This is a genomic window from Pseudomonas sp. sp1636 (assembly GCF_030376615.1).
Classification (GTDB): Bacteria; Pseudomonadota; Gammaproteobacteria; order Pseudomonadales; family Pseudomonadaceae; genus Aquipseudomonas.
Genome location: NZ_JARRAB010000008.1, coordinates 38,157 through 62,060, shown reverse-complemented (window position 1 = coordinate 62,060; position 23,904 = coordinate 38,157). Strand labels below are relative to the sequence as shown.

At 63.9% G+C, this 23,904-nt stretch carries 22 protein-coding genes; 12 read left to right on the top strand and 10 right to left on the bottom strand.

Features of this window, described 5'->3' with window-relative positions; translation table 11 throughout:
- Positions 1-6: 6 nt before the first annotated feature.
- The 3 genes from P8H27_RS09880 to P8H27_RS09870 all read right to left on the bottom strand — a co-directional run bounded on the left by P8H27_RS09880 (position 7) and on the right by P8H27_RS09870 (position 5,187).
- A complete protein-coding gene (locus P8H27_RS09880; RefSeq protein ID WP_289637130.1) occupies positions 7-1,257 on the bottom strand; it encodes a ribonucleotide-diphosphate reductase subunit beta in 1,251 nt (416 codons plus the stop codon).
- Positions 1,258-1,526: 269 nt separating this feature from the next.
- On the bottom strand, positions 1,527-4,430 hold the full coding sequence (locus P8H27_RS09875) for a ribonucleoside-diphosphate reductase subunit alpha (protein WP_289637129.1): 2,904 nt from the start codon (positions 4,428-4,430) through the stop codon (positions 1,527-1,529).
- Between the two features lie 394 nt (positions 4,431-4,824).
- Entirely contained in the window at positions 4,825-5,187 is a 363-nt protein-coding gene (locus tag P8H27_RS09870; protein ID WP_289637128.1) for a hypothetical protein, read from the bottom strand.
- On the opposite strand from P8H27_RS09870, the gene P8H27_RS09865 reads away from it, so the two are divergent.
- On the top strand, positions 5,176-5,913 hold the full coding sequence (locus tag P8H27_RS09865) for a response regulator (RefSeq protein ID WP_289637126.1): 738 nt from the start codon (positions 5,176-5,178) through the stop codon (positions 5,911-5,913). The two genes, P8H27_RS09870 and P8H27_RS09865, sit on opposite strands and share 12 nt — an antisense overlap.
- A gap of 35 nt (positions 5,914-5,948) precedes the next feature.
- Entirely contained in the window at positions 5,949-7,556 is a 1,608-nt protein-coding gene (locus P8H27_RS09860) for an ATP-binding protein (RefSeq protein WP_289637124.1), read from the top strand.
- A 273-nt stretch (positions 7,557-7,829) separates the two neighbouring features.
- On the opposite strand, the gene P8H27_RS09855 is transcribed toward P8H27_RS09860, so the two are convergent.
- From P8H27_RS09855 to minC, 7 genes are all read right to left on the bottom strand, one after another.
- Complete coding sequence (locus tag P8H27_RS09855; RefSeq protein WP_289637122.1) at positions 7,830-8,336, bottom strand: Hsp20/alpha crystallin family protein; 507 nt, start codon at positions 8,334-8,336, stop codon at positions 7,830-7,832.
- Positions 8,337-8,396: 60 nt separating this feature from the next.
- On the bottom strand, positions 8,397-8,774 hold the full coding sequence (locus tag P8H27_RS09850) for an Hsp20/alpha crystallin family protein (protein ID WP_289637121.1): 378 nt from the start codon (positions 8,772-8,774) through the stop codon (positions 8,397-8,399).
- Positions 8,775-8,824: 50 nt separating this feature from the next.
- The gene (locus P8H27_RS09845) at positions 8,825-9,277 is read right to left on the bottom strand and encodes an Hsp20/alpha crystallin family protein (RefSeq protein ID WP_289637120.1); all 453 of its coding nucleotides are present in this window, start codon (positions 9,275-9,277) and stop codon (positions 8,825-8,827) included.
- A 308-nt stretch (positions 9,278-9,585) separates the two neighbouring features.
- Complete coding sequence (locus P8H27_RS09840; protein ID WP_289637119.1) at positions 9,586-10,221, bottom strand: RluA family pseudouridine synthase; 636 nt, start codon at positions 10,219-10,221, stop codon at positions 9,586-9,588.
- A gap of 56 nt (positions 10,222-10,277) precedes the next feature.
- Complete coding sequence (gene minE, locus P8H27_RS09835; RefSeq protein ID WP_289637118.1) at positions 10,278-10,532, bottom strand: cell division topological specificity factor MinE; 255 nt, start codon at positions 10,530-10,532, stop codon at positions 10,278-10,280.
- Positions 10,532-11,344, bottom strand: a complete 813-nt coding sequence (minD, locus tag P8H27_RS09830; RefSeq protein WP_289637117.1) for a septum site-determining protein MinD — start codon at positions 11,342-11,344, stop codon at positions 10,532-10,534. The genes minE and minD overlap by 1 nt, the downstream gene beginning before the upstream one ends.
- A 100-nt stretch (positions 11,345-11,444) precedes the next feature.
- Positions 11,445-12,185 carry a septum site-determining protein MinC gene (gene minC, locus P8H27_RS09825; protein ID WP_289637115.1) on the bottom strand — a complete coding sequence of 247 codons (741 nt, stop codon included), beginning with the start codon at positions 12,183-12,185 and terminating at the stop codon, positions 11,445-11,447.
- 154 nt (positions 12,186-12,339) lie between these two features.
- Between minC and P8H27_RS09820 the strand changes: the two genes are divergently transcribed.
- From P8H27_RS09820 to ltaE, 10 genes are all read left to right on the top strand, one after another.
- Positions 12,340-13,269 carry a lipid A biosynthesis lauroyl acyltransferase gene (locus tag P8H27_RS09820; RefSeq protein ID WP_289637113.1) on the top strand — a complete coding sequence of 310 codons (930 nt, stop codon included), beginning with the start codon at positions 12,340-12,342 and terminating at the stop codon, positions 13,267-13,269.
- Positions 13,270-13,373: 104 nt separating this feature from the next.
- A complete protein-coding gene (locus P8H27_RS09815; protein WP_289637112.1) occupies positions 13,374-14,576 on the top strand; it encodes a patatin-like phospholipase family protein in 1,203 nt (400 codons plus the stop codon).
- A gap of 311 nt (positions 14,577-14,887) precedes the next feature.
- Complete coding sequence (locus tag P8H27_RS09810) at positions 14,888-16,108, top strand: aspartate aminotransferase family protein (RefSeq protein ID WP_289637111.1); 1,221 nt, start codon at positions 14,888-14,890, stop codon at positions 16,106-16,108.
- A gap of 181 nt (positions 16,109-16,289) precedes the next feature.
- On the top strand, positions 16,290-17,306 hold the full coding sequence (gene aruF / locus P8H27_RS09805) for an arginine/ornithine succinyltransferase subunit alpha (RefSeq protein ID WP_289637110.1): 1,017 nt from the start codon (positions 16,290-16,292) through the stop codon (positions 17,304-17,306).
- Positions 17,307-17,317: 11 nt separating this feature from the next.
- Positions 17,318-18,334: an arginine N-succinyltransferase gene (gene astA / locus P8H27_RS09800; protein ID WP_289637109.1), complete on the top strand. Its 1,017-nt coding sequence runs from the start codon at positions 17,318-17,320 to the stop codon at positions 18,332-18,334.
- Between the two features lie 96 nt (positions 18,335-18,430).
- On the top strand, positions 18,431-19,894 hold the full coding sequence (gene astD / locus P8H27_RS09795) for a succinylglutamate-semialdehyde dehydrogenase (protein WP_289637108.1): 1,464 nt from the start codon (positions 18,431-18,433) through the stop codon (positions 19,892-19,894).
- Positions 19,894-21,240: an N-succinylarginine dihydrolase gene (gene astB / locus P8H27_RS09790; RefSeq protein WP_289637107.1), complete on the top strand. Its 1,347-nt coding sequence runs from the start codon at positions 19,894-19,896 to the stop codon at positions 21,238-21,240. The genes astD and astB overlap by 1 nt, the downstream gene beginning before the upstream one ends.
- 79 nt (positions 21,241-21,319) lie before the next feature.
- Positions 21,320-21,604, top strand: coding sequence for a topoisomerase II (locus P8H27_RS09785; protein WP_289637106.1), 285 nt, complete (start codon positions 21,320-21,322; stop codon positions 21,602-21,604).
- 10 nt (positions 21,605-21,614) lie between these two features.
- Complete coding sequence (gene astE / locus P8H27_RS09780; RefSeq protein ID WP_289637104.1) at positions 21,615-22,631, top strand: succinylglutamate desuccinylase; 1,017 nt, start codon at positions 21,615-21,617, stop codon at positions 22,629-22,631.
- Positions 22,632-22,813: 182 nt separating this feature from the next.
- The gene (ltaE, locus tag P8H27_RS09775; protein ID WP_289637103.1) at positions 22,814-23,818 is read left to right on the top strand and encodes a low-specificity L-threonine aldolase; all 1,005 of its coding nucleotides are present in this window, start codon (positions 22,814-22,816) and stop codon (positions 23,816-23,818) included.
- The last annotated feature ends 86 nt before the right edge of the window (positions 23,819-23,904 follow it).

Below are 23,904 nucleotides of genomic sequence, written 5' to 3'. Positions count from 1 at the left end.
ACGGAATCAATCCCAACTCAACGCCCCACCCGTCTGATACTCAATCACCCGCGTCTCGAAGAAGTTCTTCTCCTTCTTCAGGTCCATGATCTCGCTCATCCAGGGGAACGGATTCGTCGTGCCCGGATATTCCTCTTTCAAGCCAATCTGAGTCAACCGACGGTTGGCGATGAATTTGAGGTAGTCCTCCATCATCGCCGCGTTCATACCCAGGACGCCGCGCGGCATGGTGTCGCGGGCGTATTCGATTTCCAGCTGGGTGCCCTCGAGGATCATCTGGGTCGCTTCGTCCTTCATCGCGGCGTCCCACAGGTGCGGGTTTTCGATCTTGATCTGGTTGATCACGTCGATGCCGAAGTTCAGGTGCATGGATTCGTCGCGCAGGATGTATTGGAACTGCTCGGCGACGCCGGTCATCTTGTTACGGCGGCCCATGGAGAGGATCTGGGTGAAGCCGCAATAGAAGAAGATGCCCTCCAGCACGCAGTAGTAGGCGATCAGGTTGCGCAGCAGTTCCTTGTCGGTCTCCACCGTGCCGGTGTTGAAGGTCGGGTCGGAGATCGAGCGGGTGTACTTGAGGCCCCAGGCGGCCTTTTTCGCCACCGAAGGGATCTCGTGGTACATGTTGAAGATCGCGCCTTCGTCCATGCCCAGCGATTCGATGCAGTACTGGTAGGCGTGGGTGTGGATCGCCTCTTCGAAGGCCTGGCGCAGGATGTACTGGCGGCACTCGGGGTTGGTGATCAGGCGGTAGACGGCCAGTACCAGGTTGTTGGCGACCAGCGAATCGGCGGTGGAGAAGAAGCCGAGGTTGCGCATGACGATGCGGCGCTCGTCGTCGGTCAGGCCGTCGCTGCTCTTCCACAACGCGATGTCGGCGTTCATGTTCACTTCCTGCGGCATCCAGTGGTTGGCGCAACCATCCAGATACTTCTGCCAGGCCCAGTCGTACTTGAAGGGTACGAGTTGGTTGAGGTCGGCGCGGCAGTTGATCATGCGCTTCTCGTCGACCGCGACGCGGGCGGAGGCGCCTTCCAGCTCGGCCAGGCCTTCGGCGATGTCGAGTTGATCGAGGGCGGCCTTGGCACGGGCCACGGCGGCGCTGTCGTCGGCAGCGATGGCGCGGGCTTCGACCGCGGCGGCACCGCCGACCTGGTCGAGTTTGTCGATGTTCATGTCGGCGATTTGCGCGGTGGTGTGGCTGGCAACGGCGGCGTCTGCGCCGTCTACCTGGTCGAATTCATCCCAGCTCAGCATGGCTTGGCTCCTGCTCGGGGCCGGTGAAATAACCGGCTTATGTGGCTGTACAGTTAACTTTGGTCTGTTGTCGGGTGCGCAACAAAGGTTCGTCACCCGGTGTTCTTGTCGGTTGATGGGGCGACCTGCGGGGTCGAACCATCCTGTGAGCTGTTATGCCTGGCCGCAGACGCGGAGCGTCCGGGGCGGCGTGCCCACGCGGAGCGTGGGGACGATCAACTCCCTCAATTCGAGCGGCAACGACGCGAATGCCGCTCAGATCCGCACGCTTACTGACACGCCTCGCAGTCGGGTTCGTCGATGGCACAGGCCTTGGGCACCGGTGCCGGGCCTGCCGACATTGCCACTGGCGCGGCTGCCGGTGCGGCACTGAGGCCGTCGTTGCCGCCGCTGGACACGGCATTCAGCTTGCCGGTGTTGACGGTGGATTTCTCAGTGCTGGTGGCGGCCAGGGCGCGGAGGTAGTAGGTGGTTTTCAGGCCGCGGTACCAGGCCATGCGGTAGGTCACGTCGAGCTTCTTGCCGCTGGCGCCGGCGATGTACAGGTTCAGCGACTGGGCCTGGTCGATCCACTTCTGGCGGCGACTGGCGGCGTCGACGATCCACTTAGTTTCCACTTCGAAGGCGGTGGCGTAGAGGTCTTTGAGCTCCTGCGGGATGCGTTCGATCTGCTGCACCGAGCCGTCGTAGTACTTGAGGTCGTTGATCATCACCGAGTCCCACAGGCCGCGGGCCTTGAGGTCGCGCACCAGGTAGGGGTTGATCACGGTGAATTCGCCGGACAGGTTGGATTTCACGTAGAGGTTCTGGTAGGTCGGTTCGATCGACTGCGACACGCCGGTGATGTTGGCGATGGTCGCGGTCGGCGCGATGGCCATGATGTTGGAGTTGCGGATGCCTTTCTGCACGCGGGCACGCAGCGGCGCCCAGTCCAGCGACTCGGTCAGGTCGACGTCGATGTACTTCTGGCCGCGCTGCTCGATGAGGATCTGTTGCGAGTCCAGCGGCAGCACGCCCTGGCTCCACAGCGAACCGGCGAAGGTCTGGTAGCTGCCGCGCTCGTCGGCCAGGTCGCAGGAGGCCTGGATGGCGTAGTAGCTGACCGCTTCCATGGATTTGTCGGCGAAGTCGACTGCCGCATCGGAGCCGTAGGCGATGTGCTGCAGGTACAGGGCGTCCTGGAAGCCCATGATGCCCAGACCCACCGGGCGGTGCTTGACGTTGGAGTTCTTCGCCTGCGGCACGCTGTAGTAGTTGATGTCGATGACGTTATCGAGCATGCGCACGGCGGTCTTGATGGTCTTCGCCAGTTTCTCGCGGTCGAGCTGGCCGTCGACGATGTGGTTCGGCAGGTTGACCGAGCCCAGGTTGCACACGGCGATCTCGTCGGCGTTGGTGTTGAGGGTGATCTCGGTGCACAGGTTGGAGCTGTGTACCACGCCGACGTGCTGCTGCGGGCTGCGCAGGTTGCATGGGTCTTTGAAGGTCAGCCAGGGGTGGCCGGTTTCGAACAGCATGCTGAGCATCTTGCGCCACAGGTCTTTGGCCTGGATGGTCTTGAACAGCTTGATCTTGCCGTATTCGCACAGGGCTTCGTAGTACTCGTAGCGCTCCTCGAAGGCGCGGCCGGTGAGGTCGTGCAGATCCGGCACTTCGCTCGGGCTGAACAGGGTCCAGGGGCCGTCGTCGAACACCCGCTTCATGAACAGATCGGGGATCCAGTTGGCGGTGTTCATGTCGTGGGTGCGGCGGCGGTCGTCGCCGGTGTTCTTGCGCAGCTCGATGAACTCTTCGATGTCCAGGTGCCAGGTTTCCAGGTAGGCGCAGACGGCGCCCTTACGCTTGCCGCCCTGGTTGACCGCCACCGCGGTGTCGTTGACCACCTTGAGGAAGGGCACCACGCCCTGGGATTTGCCGTTGGTGCCCTTGATGTAGGCGCCCAGAGCACGTACCGGAGTCCAGTCGTTACCCAGGCCGCCGGCGAACTTGGACAGCAGGGCGTTGTCGCGGATGGCGTCGTAGATGCCGCCCAGGTCGTCCGGCACCGTGGTCAGGTAGCACGACGACAGTTGCGGCCGCAGGGTGCCGGCGTTGAACAGGGTCGGGGTCGAGGCCATGTAGTCGAACGAGGACAACAGGTTGTAGAACTCGATGGCGCGCTCTTCTTTGTGCTGCTCTTCGATTGCCAGGCCCATGGCCACGCGCATGAAGAAGATCTGCGGCAGTTCGAAACGGGTGCCGTCCTTGTGGATGAAGTAACGGTCGTAGAGGGTCTGCAGGCCGAGGTAGGTGAACTGCTGGTCGCGCTCGTGATCGAGCGCGGCGCCGAGTTTTTCCAGGTCGAAGCTGTTCAGCACCGGGTTGAGCAGTTCCAGCTCGACGCCTTTGGCGATGTAGGCCGGCAGCGCCTTGGCGTAGAAGTCGCTCATCTCGTGGTGGGTGGCGCTGCTGGCGACACCGAGAAAGCCCAGGCCTTCGGCGCGGATGTTGTCCATCAGCAGGCGCGCGGTGACGTAGCTGTAGTTCGGCTCGCGCTCGACCAGGGTGCGTGCGGTCATCACCAGGGCGGTGCTGACGTCGCTCTGGGCCACGCCGTCGTAGAGGTTTTTCAGGGTTTCTTTCTGGATCAGCGCGCCGTCGACTTCGGCCAGGCCTTCGCAGGCTTCGCTGACGATGGTGTTGAGGCGGCCCATGTCCAGCGGCGCCAGGCTGCCATCGGCGTGGGTCACGCGCAGGCTCGGGTGCGGCTGGGCGATGTCGCTGGCGGCGCCACGCTTGCGCTCCTGGCTGCGCGATTCGCGGTAGATCACGTAGTCGCGGGCGACTTTCTGCTCGCCGGCGCGCATCAGGGCCAGTTCGACCTGATCCTGGATTTCCTCGATGTGGATGGTGCCGCCGGACGGCATGCGCCGCTTGAAGGTGGCGCTGACCTGTTCGGTCAGGCGCGCGACGGTTTCATGGATACGCGACGAGGCGGCAGCGCTGCCGCCTTCTACGGCGAGAAAGGCCTTGGTGATGGCGACGGTGATCTTGTCATCGGTGTAGGGCACCACGGTGCCGTTACGCTTGATCACACGCAACTGGCCTGGCGCGGTGGCGGCCAGCTCCAGGTTGCCAACGGCGGCCTGCGGCGCTTGGGCCGGCGAGTTCTCGCGAGTGGTGTCGGTATGCATGAATGTCTCCGTGATCGGTAATGTGTTGAGTCGGGCGCTTTGCGGTGGATCTACTGCCGTTCATTGCCATTTCGACAACGTCTGCACGCAGCGAAGCGCTGGGGGCAGGGGTTCTGCAAACTGGCTGGAAGGGTCTGGCTGAAAGCGCCTTCCTGGCTTTATGGGTTGTGCCGGCGATGGCCGTCACTACTAGATGTAGTGGTAGGCGCGCAAAGGCCACCTGCCGTTATCCTGGCTCTCGCAGGCGAGTCGCGCTGCCGGAGCAATGGCCGCCCTGGTTGTCCAGAAGCACCATCAAGGTTGTTTTGTGCAGCAGATTCGGGTCTGGGTATAGACCTTTCGAGGGCAGTTGTGCTTGTTCCGTATTTAAGGTCAAAACCCAACATGTAGGTGTTTATTGCCGTTGAGATACAAGATAGTGCGGTGTTTGGGGGATGGCAAGTCCTCTGGCCTGTGGATAAAGCTGTGGGTTAACTTGGGGTAACTTGGTCAAACCCGCGTGCTTGCTGGGGTGGGCGGCCTTGTGCCGTTCGTCGTTGTTTAGGTTTTTTTTCTTGTCCATGGACAAGTTTTTAAGCCCGCCACAAAAACACAATATGTAGTTTTTTTTGTGGTGTTTTGGCCTGCTCTGTGCAGTGCCGGCGTGGCGTTTTTCACGATGTTGCGGCAGACCTGCGCCATGGCGGTCGGCATTGCTACAATCAGCGTCTTTTCCGCCGTCGTTGACCTGTCCCCGGAGGCAGCCGTGCAGCAGCAAGACACCTGGCACATCCTTATCGTCGAAGACGACCAGCGTCTGGCCGAGTTGACCCGTGATTACCTGCAAGGCAATGGTCTGGCGGTGAGCATCGAGGGTGACGGCGCGCAGGCGGCCGCGCGCATTCTGCAAGAGCAGCCGGATTTGGTGATTCTCGATCTGATGCTGCCGGGCGAGGATGGCCTGTCGATCTGTCGCAAGGTGCGCGACCAGTACGACGGGCCTATCCTGATGCTGACGGCGCGCACCGACGACATGGATCAGGTGCTCGGTCTGGAAATGGGCGCCGACGATTATGTGTGCAAGCCGGTGCGCCCGCGCGTGCTGCTGGCGCGGATTCGTGCGCTGCTGCGCCGGCGCGAGGGCGTCGCGGCGGCTGCCGGCGAAGAGCCGCGGCGCCTGGAGTTCGGGCCGCTGGTGATCGACAGTGCGATGCGCGAGGCCTGGCTGGGCGAGCAGGGCATCGAGCTGACCAGCGCCGAGTTCGATCTGCTCTGGCTGCTGACGGCCAACGCCGGGCGGATTCTCTCGCGCGAGGAGATTTTCAATGCCCTGCGCGGGATCGAATACGACGGCCAGGATCGTTCCATCGACGTGCGCATCTCGCGCATCCGGCCGAAGATCGGCGACGATCCCATGCATCCGCGGCTGATCAAGACGGTGCGCAGCAAAGGCTATCTATTCGTCGCCGAGGCTGCCGAAGCGCTAGGGTCTGTTGAGGTTTAAGCCGTGGCCGCGATGAAGCCTCAACAGGCGTTAATATGAATTCGATCTTTTTGCGCATTTATGCCGGCATGCTGGCGGTACTGGTGCTGGTGGCGCTGCTGGGCGTCGGCACCCTGCACCTGGTCAACGAGGTGCGCGCGGAGCAATACCGCGAGCGTCTGGCGCGCGGCACCTTCCGCCTGATGGCCGACAATCTGGCGCCGATGAGCGAACTCGAACGGCGTCGCGCCGTGGTGCTGTGGGGGCGGCTGCTGGGTATCCCGCTGACGATCCAGCCGGTGGCCGAGGCCAATCTCGACAGCGGGGCGCGCAACCGCCTGCTGCGCGGTCAGGTGCTGGTGCGGCAAACCGGTCCGCATGCGGCGACCATCTATAGCCAGGTCAACGAGAAGCAGCTGTTGCTGACCGGCGAGGTGCAGCAGATCAGCGAACAGCTGGCGCGGGCGACGGTTTTTCTGCTGATCGACGAGCTGATCCGCTTTCCGCTGGCCGAGCAGCCGCAGCGTCTGGCCGAGCTTAAAGAGGCCAAGCAGTTTGGCTTCGACCTGCGCCTGATCAGTCTCGACCAGGCCAATCTGGATACCGATCAGCGCCGTCGGGTGGATGAGGGCGATACTGTGATGGCGCTGGGTAAGGGCGGCGACAGCATTCATGTGTTCTCCGGCATCTCCGGTTCGTCCTGGGTGCTGGAAATCGGCCCGCTGTATCAGATGAGCCCCTATCCGCCGCAGTTGCTGGTGCTGATCGGGGTGTTGGGCTTGAGCCTGATCGGCTTGACGGTCTATCTGCTGGTGCGTCCGCTGGAGCAGCGCCTGGGGGGGCTGGAGGGCGCCGCCACGCGCATCGCCAGCGGCCGCCTGGATGCACGGGTGCCGAGTCGCGGCAGCGATTCGGTGGGACGGCTGGCGGCGGCGTTCAATGCCATGGCCGAACACCTGCAGCGCTCCCTGAGCATTCAGCGCGAGATGGTGCAGGCGGTGTCCCACGAGCTGCGCACGCCGGTGGCGCGCCTGCGCTTCGGCCTGGAGATGATCGGCGATGCCGAGAACGAAACGGCACGGCGCAAATACATGGACGGCATGGACAGCGATATTCAGGATCTCGACAAGCTGGTCGACGAGATGCTGACCTACGCGCGCCTGGAGCAGGGCGCGCCGGCGCTGAACTTTCAGCAGGTCGACCTCGGCGGACTGATCGACCAGGTGATCGACGAACTGGCGCCCCTGCGCGCCGGTGTGCGGGTCGAGCGCGGCCCGGCGCTGGATGCCCTGGATGGCAGCGGTGCGCTGGTCGAGGCGGAATTGCGCTACCTGCACCGCGCCCTGCAGAACCTGGTGAGCAACGCCATGCGCCACGCCGAGGCGCGGGTGCGGGTGAGTTACCAGATCGGCCAGCAGCGTTGCCGCGTGGATGTCGAGGACGACGGCCCCGGGGTGCCGGAAGACGCCTGGGAACGCATCTTCAACCCCTTCCTGCGCCTGGACGACAGCCGTACCCGCGCCTCCGGCGGGCATGGTTTGGGCTTGTCGATCGTGCGCCGGATCATCTACTGGCACGGCGGTCGGGCGCAGATCAGCCACAGCGAAGCCCTGGGTGGGGCAAAGTTCAGCCTGGTATGGCCGCGCCAGCAGGGCGCCGACTAGCAGGCCGTTGAAACACTACTGCGCTCGGCTATGCGGCGTTGAAGCCAGCCTTACAAAAGCGAAGCGTTGAACGCGCTTCGGCGCGACCCCGAAGGGGTGGGCGGAGCGAATCAAATGCTCGTGTACGGCTCGTCCACTGCGCTTTTTACTCGCTACGCTCGCCCTGTGGGCCAGCCTTCGGCTGTTACTCCGCTTCGCTGCGGCTGATTTCGCCTTGCCTAGCCTTCGCTCGCTACATTTCCCAACGGCCTGCTAGAGCCTGAGCTTGGCGTACTACTCGCCGCGGACTTCGATGCGCCGGCCGCTGGCCTGCTCCGTCTTGGGCAGTTCGATGCGCAGTACGCCGTTGCGGTAGCTGGCCGAGGCTTGCTCGGCCAGTACCGGCGTCGGCAGCGGAATGCTGCGGTGGAAGCTGCCGAAGGCGCATTGGCGGATGCGATACTGGCCGCTGCTGGACTCCTGCTCATAGCGTTTCTCGCCGCGCACGATCAGCATGTCGCTGCGCACCTGTATATCCAGGTTCTGCTTGTCCAGGCCGGGCACTTCGAGGCGTACCACGAACTTGTCGTTGTCCTCGAACAGGTCGCCGGCCAGCAAGGCCCAGTTTGCCGAGGGGAGCTCGGCGGAGGTCGGGGTTGTTGCCGCTGCCTTGTGGTTCCTGCCCTGCGGGGTGAAGCGGGTCAGGGCGCTGCCGGCACGCTCGCGCAGGTGGCGCCAGTCATCGCTGAGCGAGTGCCAGGTTTCCTCCAGGCTGTGTTTCAGTTCGGTGAGCTTTTCCATGGGTTGATCTCCTGGTTGCGAGCGACCGCACGCTGCCACGGGGGCGGCCGCTCAGGCGGATCAGGCGGTTTTGACCTCGATCTTGCGCGGTTGCGCATAGGCGTGCTTGGGAATGCGCAGGTTGAGCACGCCATCGCGCAGCTGCGCGTCGATCCGCGCGGTGTCCAGATCGCTGCTCAGGCTGAAGGCCCGGCGATAGCGCGACAGGCGCACCTCGGCATACACCGCTTCCATGTTTTCCGGGGTGTCCGGGGCTATGTCGCCTTCGATCAGCAGGGTGTCGTTGTCGATCCGCAGCTCGAGTTTGTCCTTGGGCACGCCGGGCATGTCGACGAGCAGCAGGATGCCGTCCTTGTCCTCGAAGACATCCACTTGGGGCAACAGCGTTTGCAGCTCTTCCTTGGATTCGCTGCGGCGGACTACTTGTTTCTCGTTCATCGCGGTTTCCTCCATCGAGACAGATTCGTGGCACGGGTGTAGCGGAGAGGTCACTGGATACTGATGCGTTTCGGTTGTGCCGATGCCTGACGCGCCACCGCGATATGCAGCACGCCGTTGCGGTACTGCGCCTGGATCTTGTCCGGGTCGGCATCGGCGGGCAGGCTCACGGTGCGCTTGAAGCGGCCGGCGAAACGTTCGTTGGCATAGGTCGAGAGGGTGCCGCTGTCTTGCGGAAGGGCGCTCTCGCGCTCGCCACTGATCGACAGCAGGCCGTGGTCGATCTGGACATCCAGTGTGCTCGCGTCGAGACCCGGTGCGAAAGCATAGATCTCGATTGCCGAAGGGCTGCTGCCGACATTGAGCGCCGGGAAGGCGCCGCTGGCCAGCGCGCGGATGCTGCCCGGCCGTCCCGGGTTGGCAAACTCTTGCTGCAACTCCTGCTGCAGCCGTTCGAACTCGGCGAGCAGTCCGCCGGGGAAGTTAAGCAGGGACTCGTACATCGCAAACCTCCTGTGGAGTATTGACCAGGGACTTGTTTGCGGTGCTCAAGGCCGGGCCTCAAGCCCCGCTAACGGTTATATGTTGGCGATCCGCTGCGGCTTCAAGAGCTTGTTTAAGAACGTTATCGAATGAAGTATGCCGGCAGGTAATAAGCTCCGCACCGCTCCTGCGCGTTAGGGGGCGGCCTGGCGATCGTTCCCGCGCCCGCCCGGGTATGCGCCCCGGAGGCTCTCGCGTAGATCCCATGTTGCTATGCAGCGAGTTGCAACAGCTGACGGGTAAATTGCCTATTGTTTGGCACTGGTCGTTAGAACGGCGCGGGGCAGTCGAAGCGCAGGCGTTCGCCGCTGTGCGGGTGGGTCAGGCCGAGCATGCAGGCGTGCAGGCACAGGCGCGGGTAGGCGGCCAGGGCTTGGGGCGGGGCGTAGAGGGCGTCGCCGAGCAGCGGGTGGCCGATCGACAGCATGTGCACGCGCAGCTGGTGCGAGCGGCCGGTGATCGGGGTCAATTCGACCCGGCAATAGTCGCCGCAACGCTCGAGCACGCGCCAGTGGGTCAGGGCGTGTTTGCCCAGTTCATGGTCGACCACATGCCGCGGCTTGCTCGGCGGGTCGTAGCGCAGCGGCAGGTCGATGCTGCCGCTGTCCTGTTCGGGCTGGCCCCAGCACAGGGCGGTGTAGGCCTTTTCCGTCTCGCGGTCGTGGAACTGCCGCGACAGCTCGCGGTGGCTGTCGACGTCACGGGCGAGGACGATGATCCCCGAGGTTTCCCAATCCAGGCGGTGGACGATGCGCGCCTCCGGGTAACCGTTGTTTTGCAGGCGGGTGACCAGGCAATCCTTGTTGTCATCGGCGCGGCCGGGCACCGAGAGCAGCAGGGTGGGCTTGTTGATCACCAGCAGGGCGGCGTCCTGGTGGAGAATTTCGATGTTCGACAGCGGCATGGCTCTTCCACAAATAGAAACGGCGGCCATGGCCGCCGTCTCTGGCTCTCAGCCAATCAACGATCTGGCAGGGTGATGTTGAGTTCCAGGATCGAACAGCTGCCCTGGTTTTCCAGGGCGACCTGCACGTTATCCGATTCGATGTTGACGTACTTGCGAATCACCTCGACCAGTTCTTTTTGCAGGGCCGGCAGGTAGTCCGGCTGGCTGCGCTGGCCGCGCTCGTGGGCGACGATGATCTGCAGACGCTCTTTCGCAATGGACGCAGTGGTTTCTTTTTTGCGTTCACGAAAGAAGTCAAAAATATTCATTAGCGAGCTCCAAACAAGCGTTGCATGAGTCCTTTCTTCTGCACATCGAGAAAGCGGTGGGCAACTTCCTTGCCGAGCAGGCGGTCGACGGCATCGCTGTAGGCCTGGCCAGCGTCGCTTTGGTCATCGAGGATGACCGGTACGCCCTGGTTGGAGGCTTTCAGCACGGCTTGCGATTCCGGGATCACGCCGAGCAGGCGGATGGCGAGGATTTCCTCGACGTCTTCCACGCCGAGCATTTCGCCGCGGGTCACGCGCTCGGGGTTGTAGCGGGTCAGCAGCAGGTGTTCCTTGATCGGCTCTTCGCCGTTCACGGCGCGGCGCGATTTGCTCGCCAGCAGGCCGAGCATGCGGTCGGAGTCGCGCACCGAGGAAACTTCCGGATTGGTCACGACAATCGCCTCATCGGCGAAGTACATCGCCAGGTGGGCGCCTTTTTCGATCCCGGCCGGCGAATCGCAGACCACGTATTCGAAGTTTTCGCGCAGTTCGTTGAGGACTTTTTCCACGCCTTCTTCGGTCAGCGCGTCTTTGTCGCGAGTCTGGCTGGCGGCCAGCACGTAGAGGTTTTCCAGACGCTTGTCTTTGATCAGTGCCTGGCTCAGGGTGGCTTCGCCGTTGACCACGTTGACGAAGTCATACACCACACGCCGCTCGCAGCCCATGATCAGGTCGAGGTTACGCAGGCCGACGTCGAAGTCGACAATGACCGTTTTGTGCCCGCGCAGGGCGAGGCCGGTACCGATGGCGGCGCTGGTGGTGGTTTTACCCACGCCACCCTTGCCGGAAGTGACTACGAGGATCTTGGCCAAGGTGATTCACCCCAAAAGTGTGAAGAAAGACGGGAATCCGACAGCCGTGCGCGGCTTCCAGATGCCTTTTTATGTCCCTGAAAATTGGCGGCAGTATCCGTTAAAGGCGGGTGATGTTCAACACGTCACCCGACAAGCTGACCTGTACCGCCTCGCCCCATAACGGGTCGCGGCGCAGGTCTTCGGCGACCTTGTATTGGCCGGCGACGGACAGCAATTCCGCGCCCATCTGCTGGCAAAAGATGCGTGCCTTGGTGTTGCCCTTGATGCCGGCCAGGGCGCGACCGCGCATGGGCGCGTAAACATGGATGTTGCCGTCGGCGAGAAGTTCCGCGCCGGCGCTGACCGCTGCCAGGACGATCAGGTCGCCGCCCTGAGCATAGACCTGCTGGCCGCCGCGCACCGGGCTGGTGATGATCTTGCTCGGCTTGACCTCGGGTTCTGCGGGCTTTTCCGGCTTTTTCGCGGTACTGCTACCGCCGGTCGGATCGACCGGGCGCTCGCGGGCGCCGGAGGGCGGCAGCACCGGCAAGTCCAAGGCGCTGGCGGCGGCGATGTCATCTTCGCGGTTGGCGCGCACGGCCAGGGTGCGCAGGCCATGGTTGCGGCACAGGGCCATCAGGGCGCCCAGGTCGAGGCTGCCTTCGCCTTCCGGCAGCTTGTCCAGGGCCAGTACCAGCGGGGTATTGCTGAAGAAGTTCGGGGCCTGGGCGACTTTGCCCGCCAGTTGCTGATCGAGACGGTCGAGGTCGTTGTGTGCCAGTTCCATCACGGTGATGGCCAGCATGCTGCCCTTGAGCTGGAATACGGGGTCTTGCTCGAGTAGATCGGCTTGGCTCATGGTCTGCCTGATACGCCTTGTCGGTCGTGACGAAAGTAGCCCGGACTTATAGCGATAACCCCGCTGGGCTGCAAGCCGGGCCGAGTCTTTGCGTAACGTCTGGCAAAACGCCGGTGCTAGAATGTCGGGCTTTATGCTTTGCTCGGGATCGTTGATGGATCGTCCAGTCTTTCGTGCCTATTTCCTGCACCCGCGTTTCTGGCCGTTATGGCTGGGGCTTGGCCTGTTGTGGCTGCTCGCGCTCTGGCCTTATTCGTGGTTGATGTGGCTGGGGCGCCGGCTCGGTGGGTTGATGTATCGCCTGGCCGGTTCGCGCCGGGCGATTGCCGCGCGCAACCTGGAGCTGTGTTTTCCCGAGTTGTCGGCTCGCGAGCGCGCCAGCTTGTTGCGGGAAAACTTCGCCTCGACCGGCATGACCTTCTTCGAAATGGCGATCAGTTGGTGGTGGCCGGCGGCGCGGCTGGGCAAACTGGGGCAGATCGAGGGGCTCGAACACCTGCGCGCGGCCGAAGCCGAGGGCCAGGGCGTGCTGCTGATGGCCCTGCACTTCACCACCCTGGAGATGGGCGGCGGTCTGTTGGGCATGCAGCAGGACATGTACGGCATGTACCGCCCGCACAAGAATCCGCTGTTCGATTATATCCAGCGCCGTGGCCGCGAGCAGCGCCTGCAGGGGGTGATCGAGCGCGACGATGTGCGCGGCATGCTCAAACTGCTGCGCGCCGGCAAGGTGATCTGGTACGCGCCGGATCAGGATTATGGCGCCCAGCGCAGTATTTTCGTGCCGCTGTTCGGCGTGCCGGCCGCGACGGTGACGGCGACCAGCAAGTTTGCCCGCCTGGGCCGGGCGCGGGTGATCCCCTTCACCCAGACCCGGCTGGCCGACGGCTCCGGTTATAAGGTGGTGGTGCACCCGCCGTTGGCGGATTTCCCCGGGGAAAGCGAGGAGGCCGACTGTTTGCGCATCAATCAGTGGATCGAGGCGGCGATTCGCCAGCAACCGGAGCAGTACCTGTGGGCACACCGGCGCTTCAAGACGCGCCCGCCGGGCGAGGCGAAGCTTTATCGCAAGCGCCGCAGGTAGACGCTGCGTTAGCATCGGCTCGGCGTGGATGGGGCGGCGCCCCCTGCGTGTCTTTCATGCCTGGCCGTCTCCAGGTTGCCAGTTAAAGAATTCGGAACCCGCCTATGACGCCAGACACTCCCTCCTGCCAGCCGGTCACCGGCTTGATTCTTTCGGGTGGCGGCGCGCGGGCGGCCTATCAGGTCGGGGTGCTGGCGGCGATTGCCGATTTGTTGCCGGATGCCACGCAGAATCCATTTCCGGTGATCGTCGGCACCTCGGCGGGGGCGATCAACGCGGTCGGCCTGGCGTGCGGGGCGTTGCATTTTGGCGAGGCGGTTCGCCGCCTGACCAGCGTCTGGCAGGGTTTTCATACGCATCAGGTGTATCGCAGCGATTGGCGGGGGGTGGTGCGCCAGGCCAGTCGCTTTATCGGTCACAGCTTGCTGGGGTTGGGCGGGCAGGTGCCGGTGGCGTTGCTCGACAGTTCGCCGTTGCGCGAATTGCTCCAGCGCGAGCTGGATTTTTCCGGGATCGCCGCTTCGGTTCGCCAGCGTCAGCTGCGCGCGGTGGCGGTGACGGCGTTCGGCTACGAGTCCGGGCATGCCGTGACCTTCTATCAGGGGCGCGCCACCATCGACCCCTGGATGCGCCATCGCCGGGTCGGCGTGCCAACCCGCTTGTCCGTCGACCATCTACTGGCCAGCTCTTCTATTCCATTGCTGTTCCCGCCGGTGAAGATCAATCGCGAATATTTCGGCGACGGCGCGGTGCGCCAGTCCGCGCCTATCAGTCCGGCGTTGCACCTGGGTGCGACCCGGGTGCTGGTGGTCGGCGTCAGTGACAATCCACCGGGTGCGCCGGCCAACGCTGGCGCTCCCAGAACCCAGGTGGTTAAGCCGCCGAGCCTGGCGCAAATCGGCGGGCACATGCTCAACAGCACCTTTATCGACAACCTGGAAGGCGACATCGAGCTGCTCGAGCGGCTCAATCGGATGAGCGAGCTGATCCCGCCGGAGCAGCGCCCGCGCGGCCTGGGGCTGAGTCCGGTGGAGGTGTTGGTGGTTTCGCCGAGCCAGCCGCTGGATGCGATTGCCGCACGCCATCGCCACGAGCTGTCGGCGGTGCTGCGTCTGTTCCTGCGTGGGCCGGGGGCGACCAAGGCTGGCGGTGCGGGCGTGCTCAGCTATTTGCTGTTCGAGGCCGGCTATTGCAACGAGCTGATCGAGCTGGGTTATCAGGATGCGATGGCGCGGAAAGCCGACTTGAGCGAGTTCCTGGGGCTCGCCCGCCCGCCGCTGGCGCAGAGCCAGTCGATCACGGCCTAGAGTTCGGGATACCCGGCGGCTGTTGCTGCGTTGCGGCGCTGCCTGGCCGCGCGCGGCAGGTTTGCAACGGCCTGCGAAAACCGTTCGGTCAGCTGCCGGGTAAATTGCATGGGCGGTGCCACTCGGTGGCGAACAGCGTTTAAACTGCGCCTTCCCGACGCTTTCTGTCGCATTTGCGAAAGCTGCGGTTTTCCTCGGGTTGGCGCTATAAGAAGTTGTCGCATGGCGGCAATGCCAGCCTCGAATCAATCCCTACAATCCTTCCCATCGCCTGCCATCCCATGCAGGTGTTACTCGTCAGGAGAGTTCCGATGTCCGTTCAGCACGATCCGGTGCAACGCGCCGATTTCGACCAAGTGATGGTTCCCAACTATGCCCCGGCTGGCTTTATTCCGGTGCGCGGCGCGGGTTCTCGAGTATGGGATCAAAGTGGTCGCGAGCTGATCGACTTCACCGGCGGCATCGCCGTGAATGCCCTGGGCCATTGCCATCCGGCCCTGGTGGCGGCGTTGACCGAGCAGGCCAATGCGCTGTGGCACATTTCCAACGTGTTCACCAACGAGCCGGCCCTGCGCCTGGCGCACAAGCTGGTCGACGCCACCTTCGCCGAGCGGGCGTTCTTTTGCAATTCCGGCGCCGAAGCCAACGAGGCCGCCTTCAAGCTGGCCCGGCGGGTGGCCTTCGACAAGTTCGGCGAAGAGAAGTACGAAATCATCGCGGCGACCAACAGTTTCCACGGCCGCACCCTGTTTACCGTCAGTGTCGGCGGCCAAGCCAAGTATTCCGATGGCTTCGGGCCGAAGATCCAGGGCATCAGCCATGTGCCGTACAACGATATCGAGGCGCTGAAAGCCGCGGTCTCCGGCAAGACCTGCGCCGTGGTGCTGGAGCCGATTCAGGGTGAGGGCGGCGTATTGCCGGCCGACCTGGCCTATCTGCAGGCGGCTCGTGAGTTGTGCGACCAGCACGACGCCTTGCTGATCTTCGACGAAGTGCAGACCGGCATGGGCCGCAGCGGTTCGCTGTTCGCCTACCAGCATTACGGCGTGACCCCGGACATCCTCTCCAGCGCCAAGAGCCTGGGTGGCGGATTCCCGATCGGCGCCATGCTCACCACCAATGACCTGGCCAAGCACCTGGTCGTCGGCACCCACGGCACCACCTACGGCGGCAATCCGCTGGCGTGCGCGGTGGCCGAGGCGGTGATCGATGTGGTCAATACCCCGGCAGTGCTGGCTGGGGTGAAAGCCAAGCGGCAGCGTTTCGACGCCCGCTTGCAGCAGATCGGCGAACAGTACGGCGTGTTCAGCCAGGTTCGCGGCCTCGGTCTGCTGGTCGGTGCGGTGCTCAGCGATGCCTGGAAAGGCAAGGCCAAGACGATTCTCGACGCCGCCGCCGCGCAAGGCGTGATGGTGCTGCAAGCCGGCCCGGACGTGGTGCGTTTTGCGCCGAGCCTGGTGGTGGAAGATGCCGACATCGATGAAGGCCTGGCACGTTTCGAACGCGCTGTGGCCAAGCTGACCCAGGCCTGAGTCGACAGCCCGGCGGCGATCCGCTTGCGCTCGCCACGGGCTGCGCTTGCTTGGCTTATGGATAAGCCGGGCTAATTGCAGGGATGACTGTCTCCGTGTGTGCTGTGGCCTTCGGGTTACGGTTTTCTCCGGGCGGCTCGCGTTGAGCGGCTTGGAGCTTTTCTTGAGAAGGAGTGACACCATGCTGGTGATGCGCCCCGCGCAAATGGCCGACCTGAGTGAAGTGCAGCGTCTCGCCGCGGACAGCCCGGTAGGTGTGACTTCGCTGCCGGACGATACCGATCGCCTGCGCGACAAGATCGCCACCTCCGAGGCGTCCTTCGCCGCCGAAGTCAGTTTCAACGGCGAGGAGAGCTACTTCTTCGTCCTCGAAGACAGCGAGAGCGGGCGCCTGATCGGTTGTTCCGGGGTCGTCGCCTCGGCCGGTTATTCCGAGCCGTTCTACAGCTTTCGTAACGAAACTTTCGTGCACAACTCCCGCGAGCTGAAGATCCACAACAAGATCCATGTGCTCTCGTTGTGCCACGACCTCACCGGCAACAGCCTGTTGACCAGTTTCTACGTCGAGCGGCCGCTGGTCGGCAGCGTCTGCTCGGAGCTGAATTCCCGGGGGCGGCTGCTGTTCGTCGCCAATCATCCGGAGCGTTTCGCCGATTCGGTGGTGGTGGAGATCGTCGGTCACAGCGACGAGGCCGGCGACTCGCCGTTCTGGGATGCGGTGGGGCGCAACTTCTTCGACATGAACTACACCGAGGCCGAGCGCCTGTGTGGGCTGAAGAGCCGCACCTTCCTCGCCGAACTGATGCCGCACTACCCGATCTATGTGCCGCTGCTGCCCGATGCGGCGCAGGAGGCCATGGGCCAGGTGCACCCGCGGGCCCAGGTGACCTTCGACATCCTGATGCGCGAGGGCTTCGAGACCGATCACTACATCGACATCTTCGACGGCGGGCCGACCCTGCATGCGCGCACCTCGGGCATCCGCACCATCGCCCAGAGCCGTGTGGTGCCGGTCAAGCTCGGCGAACCGGGCAAGGGCGGTCGCCCGTATCTGGTGAGCAACGGTCTGCTGCAGGATTTTCGCGCGGTAGTTGCGGATCTGGATTGGGTGCCGGGTAAGCCGGTTACCCTCAGTCTTGAAACTGCCGAAGCCCTCGGCGTCGGCGAGGGCGCCAGCGTGCGTCTGGTTGCGGTTTAAGGAGTTAGTGCATGATCGTTCGTCCCGTACGCAGTGCCGATCTTCCGGCCTTGTTAGACCTGGCGCGCAGCACCGGCGCCGGCCTGACCACCCTGCCGGCCAACGAGGCGCGCCTGGCGCACCGGGTCGGCTGGGCAGAAAAAGCCTTCCGCGGTGAGGCCGAGCGGGCCGACGCGGATTACCTGTTCGTGCTCGAGGACGACGACGGCAAGGTGGTCGGCATTTCGGCGATTGCCGGCGCCGTCGGCAAACGCGAGCCCTGGTACAACTATCGCGTCGGCCTGACCGTGAGTGCCTCCCAGGAGCTGAACATTCACCGGGAAATCCCCACCCTGTTCCTGGCCAACGACCTGACCGGCAACTCCGAACTCTGTTCGCTGTTCCTGCGTGCCGATCACCGCACGGGGCTCAATGGCCGTCTGTTGTCCAAGGCACGCTTCCTGTTTATCGCCGAGTTCGGCGAGTTGTTCGGCGACAAGGTGATCGCCGAGATGCGCGGCATGTCCGACGAACACGGCCGTTCGCCGTTCTGGGAAAGCCTGGGTCGGCACTTCTTCAAGATGGAGTTCAGCCAGGCGGACTACCTGACCGGGGTCGGCAACAAGGCTTTCATCGCCGAGTTGATGCCCAAGTTCCCGCTCTACACCTGCTTTCTCTCCGAAGACGCGCGCAACATCATCGGTCGCGTGCACCCGAATACCGAGCCGGCGCTGGCCATGCTCAAGGGCGAAGGCTTCAGCTATCAGGGTTATGTCGACATCTTCGACGCCGGTCCGGCCATCGAAGCGGAAACCGCGAAAATCCGTGCCGTACGCGACAGCCAGGCACTGGTGTTGGCCATAGGTACGCCGGGCGATGACGCCACGGTGTTCCTGATTCACAACCGCAAGCGCGAAGACTGCCGTATTGCCGTGGGCGCGGCGCGTCTGGCCGCCGGCACCCTGGTGGTCGATCCGTTGACCGCCAAGCGCTTGCAGTTGTCGGTCGGCGACCAGGTGAGAGCGGTGCCGCTGTCGGCCCGTGGCTGAATACCCGAAGCGCCTGGAGCCGATCCGGAGCGTTCGATCGAAGAGCATGCCCGGCGCAACGCCGGGTGATGAAATGGCTGGGAGTGATAAAACAAAATGAGCACCCATTACATCGCCGGTAGCTGGCAGGTTGGTCAGGGCGAAGCCCTGGAGTCGTTGAATCCGGTCAGTCAGGCCGTGGTCTGGCGGGGCCAGGCGGCCAGTGCCGCTCAGGTCGAGGCTGCCGTAATGGCCGCCCGCACCGCGTTTGCCGGCTGGGCCGCGAGTTCCCTGGACGGGCGCATCGCCGTGCTGGAACGCTTCGCCGTGGCCCTCAGGGGCCGTGCCGACGAACTGGCCCAGGCGATTGGCGAGGAAACCGGCAAGCCGCTGTGGGAGTCGGCCACCGAAGTCACCAGCATGGTCAACAAGGTCGCCATCTCGGTGCAGAGCTACCGCGAACGTACCGGCGAGAAGAGTGCGCCGCTGGCCGATGCCAATGCCGTGCTGCGGCACAAGCCGCATGGCGTGGTGGCGGTGTTCGGTCCCTACAATTTCCCCGGCCACCTGCCCAATGGGCACATTGTCCCGGCGCTGCTGGCCGGCAATTGCGTGCTGTTCAAACCCAGCGAGCTGACGCCGAAAGTCGCCGAGCTGACCGTCAAGTGCTGGATTGAGGCCGGCTTGCCGGCGGGCGTGCTCAATCTGCTGCAGGGCGCACGGGAAACCGGCGTGGCCCTGGCCGGCAATTCGGGCATCGATGGGCTGTTCTTCACCGGTTCCAGCCGCACCGGCAACCTGTTGCACCAGCAGTTCGCCGGGCGCCCGGACAAGATCCTCGCCCTGGAAATGGGCGGCAACAACCCGTTGATCGTCGACCAGGTCGCCGACGTCGACGCCGCGGTCTACACCATCGTGCAGTCGGCCTTTATCAGTGCCGGCCAGCGCTGCACCTGTGCCCGGCGTCTGCTGGTGCCGCAGGGCGAGTGGGGCGATGCCTTGCTCGCGCGTCTGGTTCAGGTCGCCGGGCAGATCAAGGTCGGCCGTTATGACGAGCAGCCGGCGCCCTTCATGGGCTCGGTGATTTCCTTAGGCGCGGCCGAACACCTGCTGCAGGCCCAGCAGCAATTGCTCGACAAGGGCGCCACGGCGCTGCTGGCGATGACCCGGCCGCTGCCCGGCGCCGCCTTGCTGACCCCGGGTATTCTCGATGTCAGCGCGGTGGCCGAACGTGCGGACGAAGAGTTCTTCGGCCCGCTGCTGCAAGTCATCCGCTATGCCGATTTCGAGGGCGCAATCGCCGAGGCCAACAACACCCAGTTCGGCCTGGCCGCCGGTTTGCTGTCGGACTCCAGCGCGCGTTACCAGCAGTTCTGGCTGCACAGCCGCGCCGGCATCGTCAACTGGAACAAGCAGCTGACCGGCGCCGCCAGCACGGCCCCGTTCGGTGGCGTCGGTGCTTCCGGCAACCACCGCGCCAGTGCTTACTACGCGGCGGATTACTGCGCCTATCCGGTGGCCTCGCTGGAAAGCGAGAGCCTGAGCCTGCCCGCCACCCTGACCCCGGGAGTAAGCCTGTAATGTCCGCCTATGAAATGAATTTCGACGGTTTGGTCGGCCCGACCCACAACTACGGCGGCCTGTCCTACGGCAACGTCGCTTCGCAGAGCAACAGCCAGGCCGCCTCCAGCCCGAAGCAAGCCGCCAAGCAAGGTCTGGCGAAGATGAAGGCGCTGATGGAGATGGGCTTCAAGCAGGGCGTGCTGGCCCCGCAGGAACGTCCGGATGTGGCGGTGCTGCGCCGCCTCGGCTTCACCGGCAGCGATGCCCAGGTGATCGAGCGGGCGGCGAAACAGGCCATGCCTTTATTGGTGGCAAGCTGCTCGGCCTCGAGCATGTGGACGGCCAACGCCTGCACCGTCAGCCCCAGTGCCGATACCGCCGACGGCCGGGTGCATTTCACCGCCGCCAACCTCAACTGCAAATTCCACCGCAGCATCGAGCACCCGACCACCAGCCGCGTGCTCGGCGCCATGTTCGCCAACGCTCAGCATTTCGCCCATCACCCGGCGCTGCCGGCGGTGGGGCAGTTCGGTGACGAGGGCGCGGCCAACCACACGCGCTTCTGCAAGGGTTATGGCGAGGCCGGGGTGGAGTTTTTCGTGTTCGGCCGCAGCGCCTTCGACAGCCGCTTCCCGGCACCGCAGCGTTACCCGGCGCGGCAGACCCTGGAAGCTTCCCAGGCCGTCGCCCGCCTGCATGGTCTGAGCGAGGAGGGCGTGGTCTATGCTCAGCAGAACCCGGCGGTGATCGATCAGGGCGTATTCCACAACGACGTGATCGCGGTGGGTAACGGCGAAGTGCTGTTCTATCACCAGGACGCCTTCCTCGACACCGACAAGGTGCTGGCCGAGCTGGGCGACAAGCTCGGCCGTCGTGGCGGCAACCTGCAAGCGGTGTGCGTGCCGCGCGATGCAGTCACGGTAGAGGACGCGGTGAAGTCCTACCTGTTCAACAGCCAGTTGTTGTCGCGCGCCGACGGCGGCATGTTGCTGATCGTGCCGGAGGAGTGCCGCAACAACGGCAATGTGTGGAATTACCTGCAGCGGCTCACCAGCGGCAGCGGGCCGATTCGCGAGGTCAAGGTGTTCGACCTCAAGCAAAGCATGCAGAACGGCGGCGGCCCGGCCTGCCTGCGTCTGCGCGTGGCGCTCAAGGACAATGAGCTGGCGGCGGTGAATCCGGGGGTGATCATGACCCCGCAGCTGTATGACACGCTCAACGTCTGGGTCGACAAGCACTACCGCGATAGCCTCCGCGAGAGCGAATTGGCCGATCCGCAATTGCTAATTGAATGCCGCACGGCATTGGATGAATTGACCCAGATCCTTAAACTGGGTGCGGTTTATCCTTTTCAATTGAACTGAGCGGCAAGCCAGCAGCCTCAAGCGCACGCTTGGCGTTCTAAACTTGCTGCTTGTGGCTTATAGCGTGGAGCTTTGAATAATGTCCGATGTCCTGCAACTGATTCTCGAAGATGAAGATGGCACCCAGCTGGAAACCACCTGCACCCGTTTTGCCGTCATGTGGCAGGGCCAGGAAGTCTGGTTTCAGCAGGTTGGCAATAACCAGTTGATGATTGGCGTGGACGTGGAGGAGGGTGCGGCCGAGTACGCCAACCTGCTGCTGCGCCCGCTGGCCACCAACCTGGTCAGCCTGGAGCTGGAGATGGAGCCGGGCGAGCCCGGCGACGACGAGCACGTGCACGGCCCAGACTGCAATCACGATTGAGGTAACTCCTATGCTTGCCCTCGGCAAACTGCTTGAACTGACCTTGGCCGGCTTTGAACCGGCAGCGAAGATCCAGCTGACGCCCGAGGGCGCGCGTTTGCGCTGGCTGGCCGAAGGCGCGCTGGAAGTGACGCCGCCGGCGGCCAGCGACAATGGCCTGGATCTGCTGCTCTCGGCCGGCATCCACGGCAATGAAACCGCCCCCATCGAATTGCTCGACCGCCTGCTGCACGGTATTGCCCGTGGCGAGCTGAAGCCGCGCGCACGGATCCTCTTCCTGTTCGGCAATCCGCCGGCGATCCGCCGCGGCGAGCGTTATATCGAGCAGGACATCAATCGCCTGTTCAACGGCCAGCACGAGCAGCATGCCGGTGCCGAGGCCATGCGTGCCTGTGAGCTCGAGCATCTGGCCGCGACTTTCTTCAGCAAGCCCGAACGTACCCGCCTGCACTACGACCTGCATACCGCGATCCGCGCCTCGAAAATCGAGCAGTTCGCCCTGTATCCCTGGCAGGCGGGGCGGCCGCGCAGTCTGCGCGAACTGGCCCGCTTGAATGCGGCGGGGATCGAGGCGGTGCTGCTGCACAACAAGAGTTCGATCACCTTCAGCGCTTACACTTACACGCAGCTGGGCGCCGAAGCTTTCACCCTGGAACTGGGCAAGGCGCGTGCCTTCGGCCAGAACCAGCAGGTCAATCTGGAGCGGCTCGAACAGCGTCTGCAGTACATCATCGAAGGCTGCGAGCCAGAGCCGCAAGCGCAAGGCGCCGAACTGAGCGGGCTGCAGTTGTTCACCGTGGCGCGGGAAGTCATCAAGCACAGCGACACCTTCCGCTTGCACCTGCCGGTGGACGTCGAAAATTTCAGCCAGCTGCCGCTCGGCTATCTGCTTGCCGAGGATATGGCCGGTACCCGCTGGGTAGTGGAAGAGCCGAATGCGCGAATCATTTTCCCCAACCCCAAGGTGAAAAACGGTCTGCGCGCCGGCATCCTCATCGTCCCGGCGGAAGACGTGCAGCTGGCCTGATCGGTCATGTGTAGCCCGGATAAGCGCAGCGCAATCCGGGATTGCCGTCATCCCGTTTTGCGCCAGGGCCTGCTCTATAAATTTAGGCGGGCTACGAAACTGTATCCCCCGGAACTGTAACTTGTGTGCCTGTGACCGGCGCCTTAGCATCGGCGTTTTCGTCACGTTAAGGAAAACCGTCCATGCCCGTCATCGACCTGCGCAGCGATACCGTTACCCAACCCAGTGCCGGTATGCGCGAGGCCATGCTGGCGGCCGAGTTGGGCGATGACGTCTACGGCGAGGATCCCACGGTCAACCGCCTGGAATGTTACCTGGCCGCCGAGCTGGGCTTTGCCGGCGCGCTGTTCGTGCCGAGCGGCACCATGAGCAACCTGCTCGGCCTGATGGCCCACTGTGAGCGTGGCGACGAATACATCGTCGGCCAGCAGGCACATACCTATAAATATGAAGGCGGCGGCGCGGCGGTGCTGGGTTCGATCCAGCCGCAGCCGATCGAAGGCGAGGCCGATGGTTCGCTCGACCTGGGCAGAGTCGCGGCGGCAATCAAGCAGGACGACTTCCACTTCGCCCGCACCCGCCTGCTGGCGCTGGAAAACACCATGCAGGGCAAAGTGCTGCCGTTGAGTTATCTGGCCGCGGCCCGCGAACTGACCCGCCAGCATGGCCTGGCCCTGCACCTGGACGGCGCGCGGCTGTACAACGCGGCGGTCAAGCAGGGCGTGCCGGCCAGGGAGATTACCCGGCACTTCGATTCGGTCTCGGTGTGTTTGTCCAAAGGCTTGGGCGCGCCAGTGGGTTCGCTGCTGTGCGGCAGCGGCGAGCTGATCGGCAAGGCGCGGCGTTTGCGCAAGATGGTCGGCGGCGGCATGCGCCAGGCCGGCCTGCTGGCTGCTGCCGGGCTCTATGCCCTGGAGCATCAGGTGGCCCGCCTGGCCGACGATCACGCCAATGCCGAATGCCTGGCCGACGGACTGCGCGGGTTAGGCTACGCGGTCGAGCCGGTGCAGACCAACATGGTCTATGCCCAGGTCGGCGAGCAGGCCGGCGCACTCCAAGCGTTCTGCGCCGAGCGCGGGATCAGGCTGACGGCCGCGCCGCGTCTGCGCATGGTTACGCATATGGACATCTCGGCGGATAACATTGGCCGGGTGCTTGAGGCGTTCGCCGCTTTCCGGGAAAACTGATCGAAACATAGCGTCAAATAGACGCTGCCTATTAATAAAGGTACTAGCCCCATAGCGCAGGCCCGATATAATGCGGCCCTTTGCCG

Bases quoted from the DNA above. Each gene is read 5' to 3' on its own strand.
- P8H27_RS09880 (WP_289637130.1), bottom strand. From the start codon at position 1,257: ATGCTGAGCTGGGATGAATTCGACCAGGTAGACGGCGCAGACGCCGCC.
- P8H27_RS09875 (WP_289637129.1), bottom strand. From the start codon at position 4,430: ATGCATACCGACACCACTCGCGAGAACTCGCCGGCCCAAGCGCCGCAG.
- P8H27_RS09860 (WP_289637124.1), top strand. From the start codon at position 5,949: ATGAATTCGATCTTTTTGCGCATTTATGCCGGCATGCTGGCGGTACTG.
- P8H27_RS09855 (WP_289637122.1), bottom strand. From the start codon at position 8,336: ATGGAAAAGCTCACCGAACTGAAACACAGCCTGGAGGAAACCTGGCAC.
- P8H27_RS09850 (WP_289637121.1), bottom strand. From the start codon at position 8,774: ATGAACGAGAAACAAGTAGTCCGCCGCAGCGAATCCAAGGAAGAGCTG.
- P8H27_RS09845 (WP_289637120.1), bottom strand. From the start codon at position 9,277: ATGTACGAGTCCCTGCTTAACTTCCCCGGCGGACTGCTCGCCGAGTTC.
- P8H27_RS09840 (WP_289637119.1), bottom strand. From the start codon at position 10,221: ATGCCGCTGTCGAACATCGAAATTCTCCACCAGGACGCCGCCCTGCTG.
- minE (WP_289637118.1), bottom strand. From the start codon at position 10,532: ATGAATATTTTTGACTTCTTTCGTGAACGCAAAAAAGAAACCACTGCG.
- minC (WP_289637115.1), bottom strand. From the start codon at position 12,185: ATGAGCCAAGCCGATCTACTCGAGCAAGACCCCGTATTCCAGCTCAAG.
- P8H27_RS09820 (WP_289637113.1), top strand. From the start codon at position 12,340: ATGGATCGTCCAGTCTTTCGTGCCTATTTCCTGCACCCGCGTTTCTGG.
- P8H27_RS09815 (WP_289637112.1), top strand. From the start codon at position 13,374: ATGACGCCAGACACTCCCTCCTGCCAGCCGGTCACCGGCTTGATTCTT.
- P8H27_RS09810 (WP_289637111.1), top strand. From the start codon at position 14,888: ATGTCCGTTCAGCACGATCCGGTGCAACGCGCCGATTTCGACCAAGTG.
- aruF (WP_289637110.1), top strand. From the start codon at position 16,290: ATGCTGGTGATGCGCCCCGCGCAAATGGCCGACCTGAGTGAAGTGCAG.
- astA (WP_289637109.1), top strand. From the start codon at position 17,318: ATGATCGTTCGTCCCGTACGCAGTGCCGATCTTCCGGCCTTGTTAGAC.
- astD (WP_289637108.1), top strand. From the start codon at position 18,431: ATGAGCACCCATTACATCGCCGGTAGCTGGCAGGTTGGTCAGGGCGAA.
- astB (WP_289637107.1), top strand. From the start codon at position 19,894: ATGTCCGCCTATGAAATGAATTTCGACGGTTTGGTCGGCCCGACCCAC.
- P8H27_RS09785 (WP_289637106.1), top strand. From the start codon at position 21,320: ATGTCCGATGTCCTGCAACTGATTCTCGAAGATGAAGATGGCACCCAG.
- astE (WP_289637104.1), top strand. From the start codon at position 21,615: ATGCTTGCCCTCGGCAAACTGCTTGAACTGACCTTGGCCGGCTTTGAA.
- ltaE (WP_289637103.1), top strand. From the start codon at position 22,814: ATGCCCGTCATCGACCTGCGCAGCGATACCGTTACCCAACCCAGTGCC.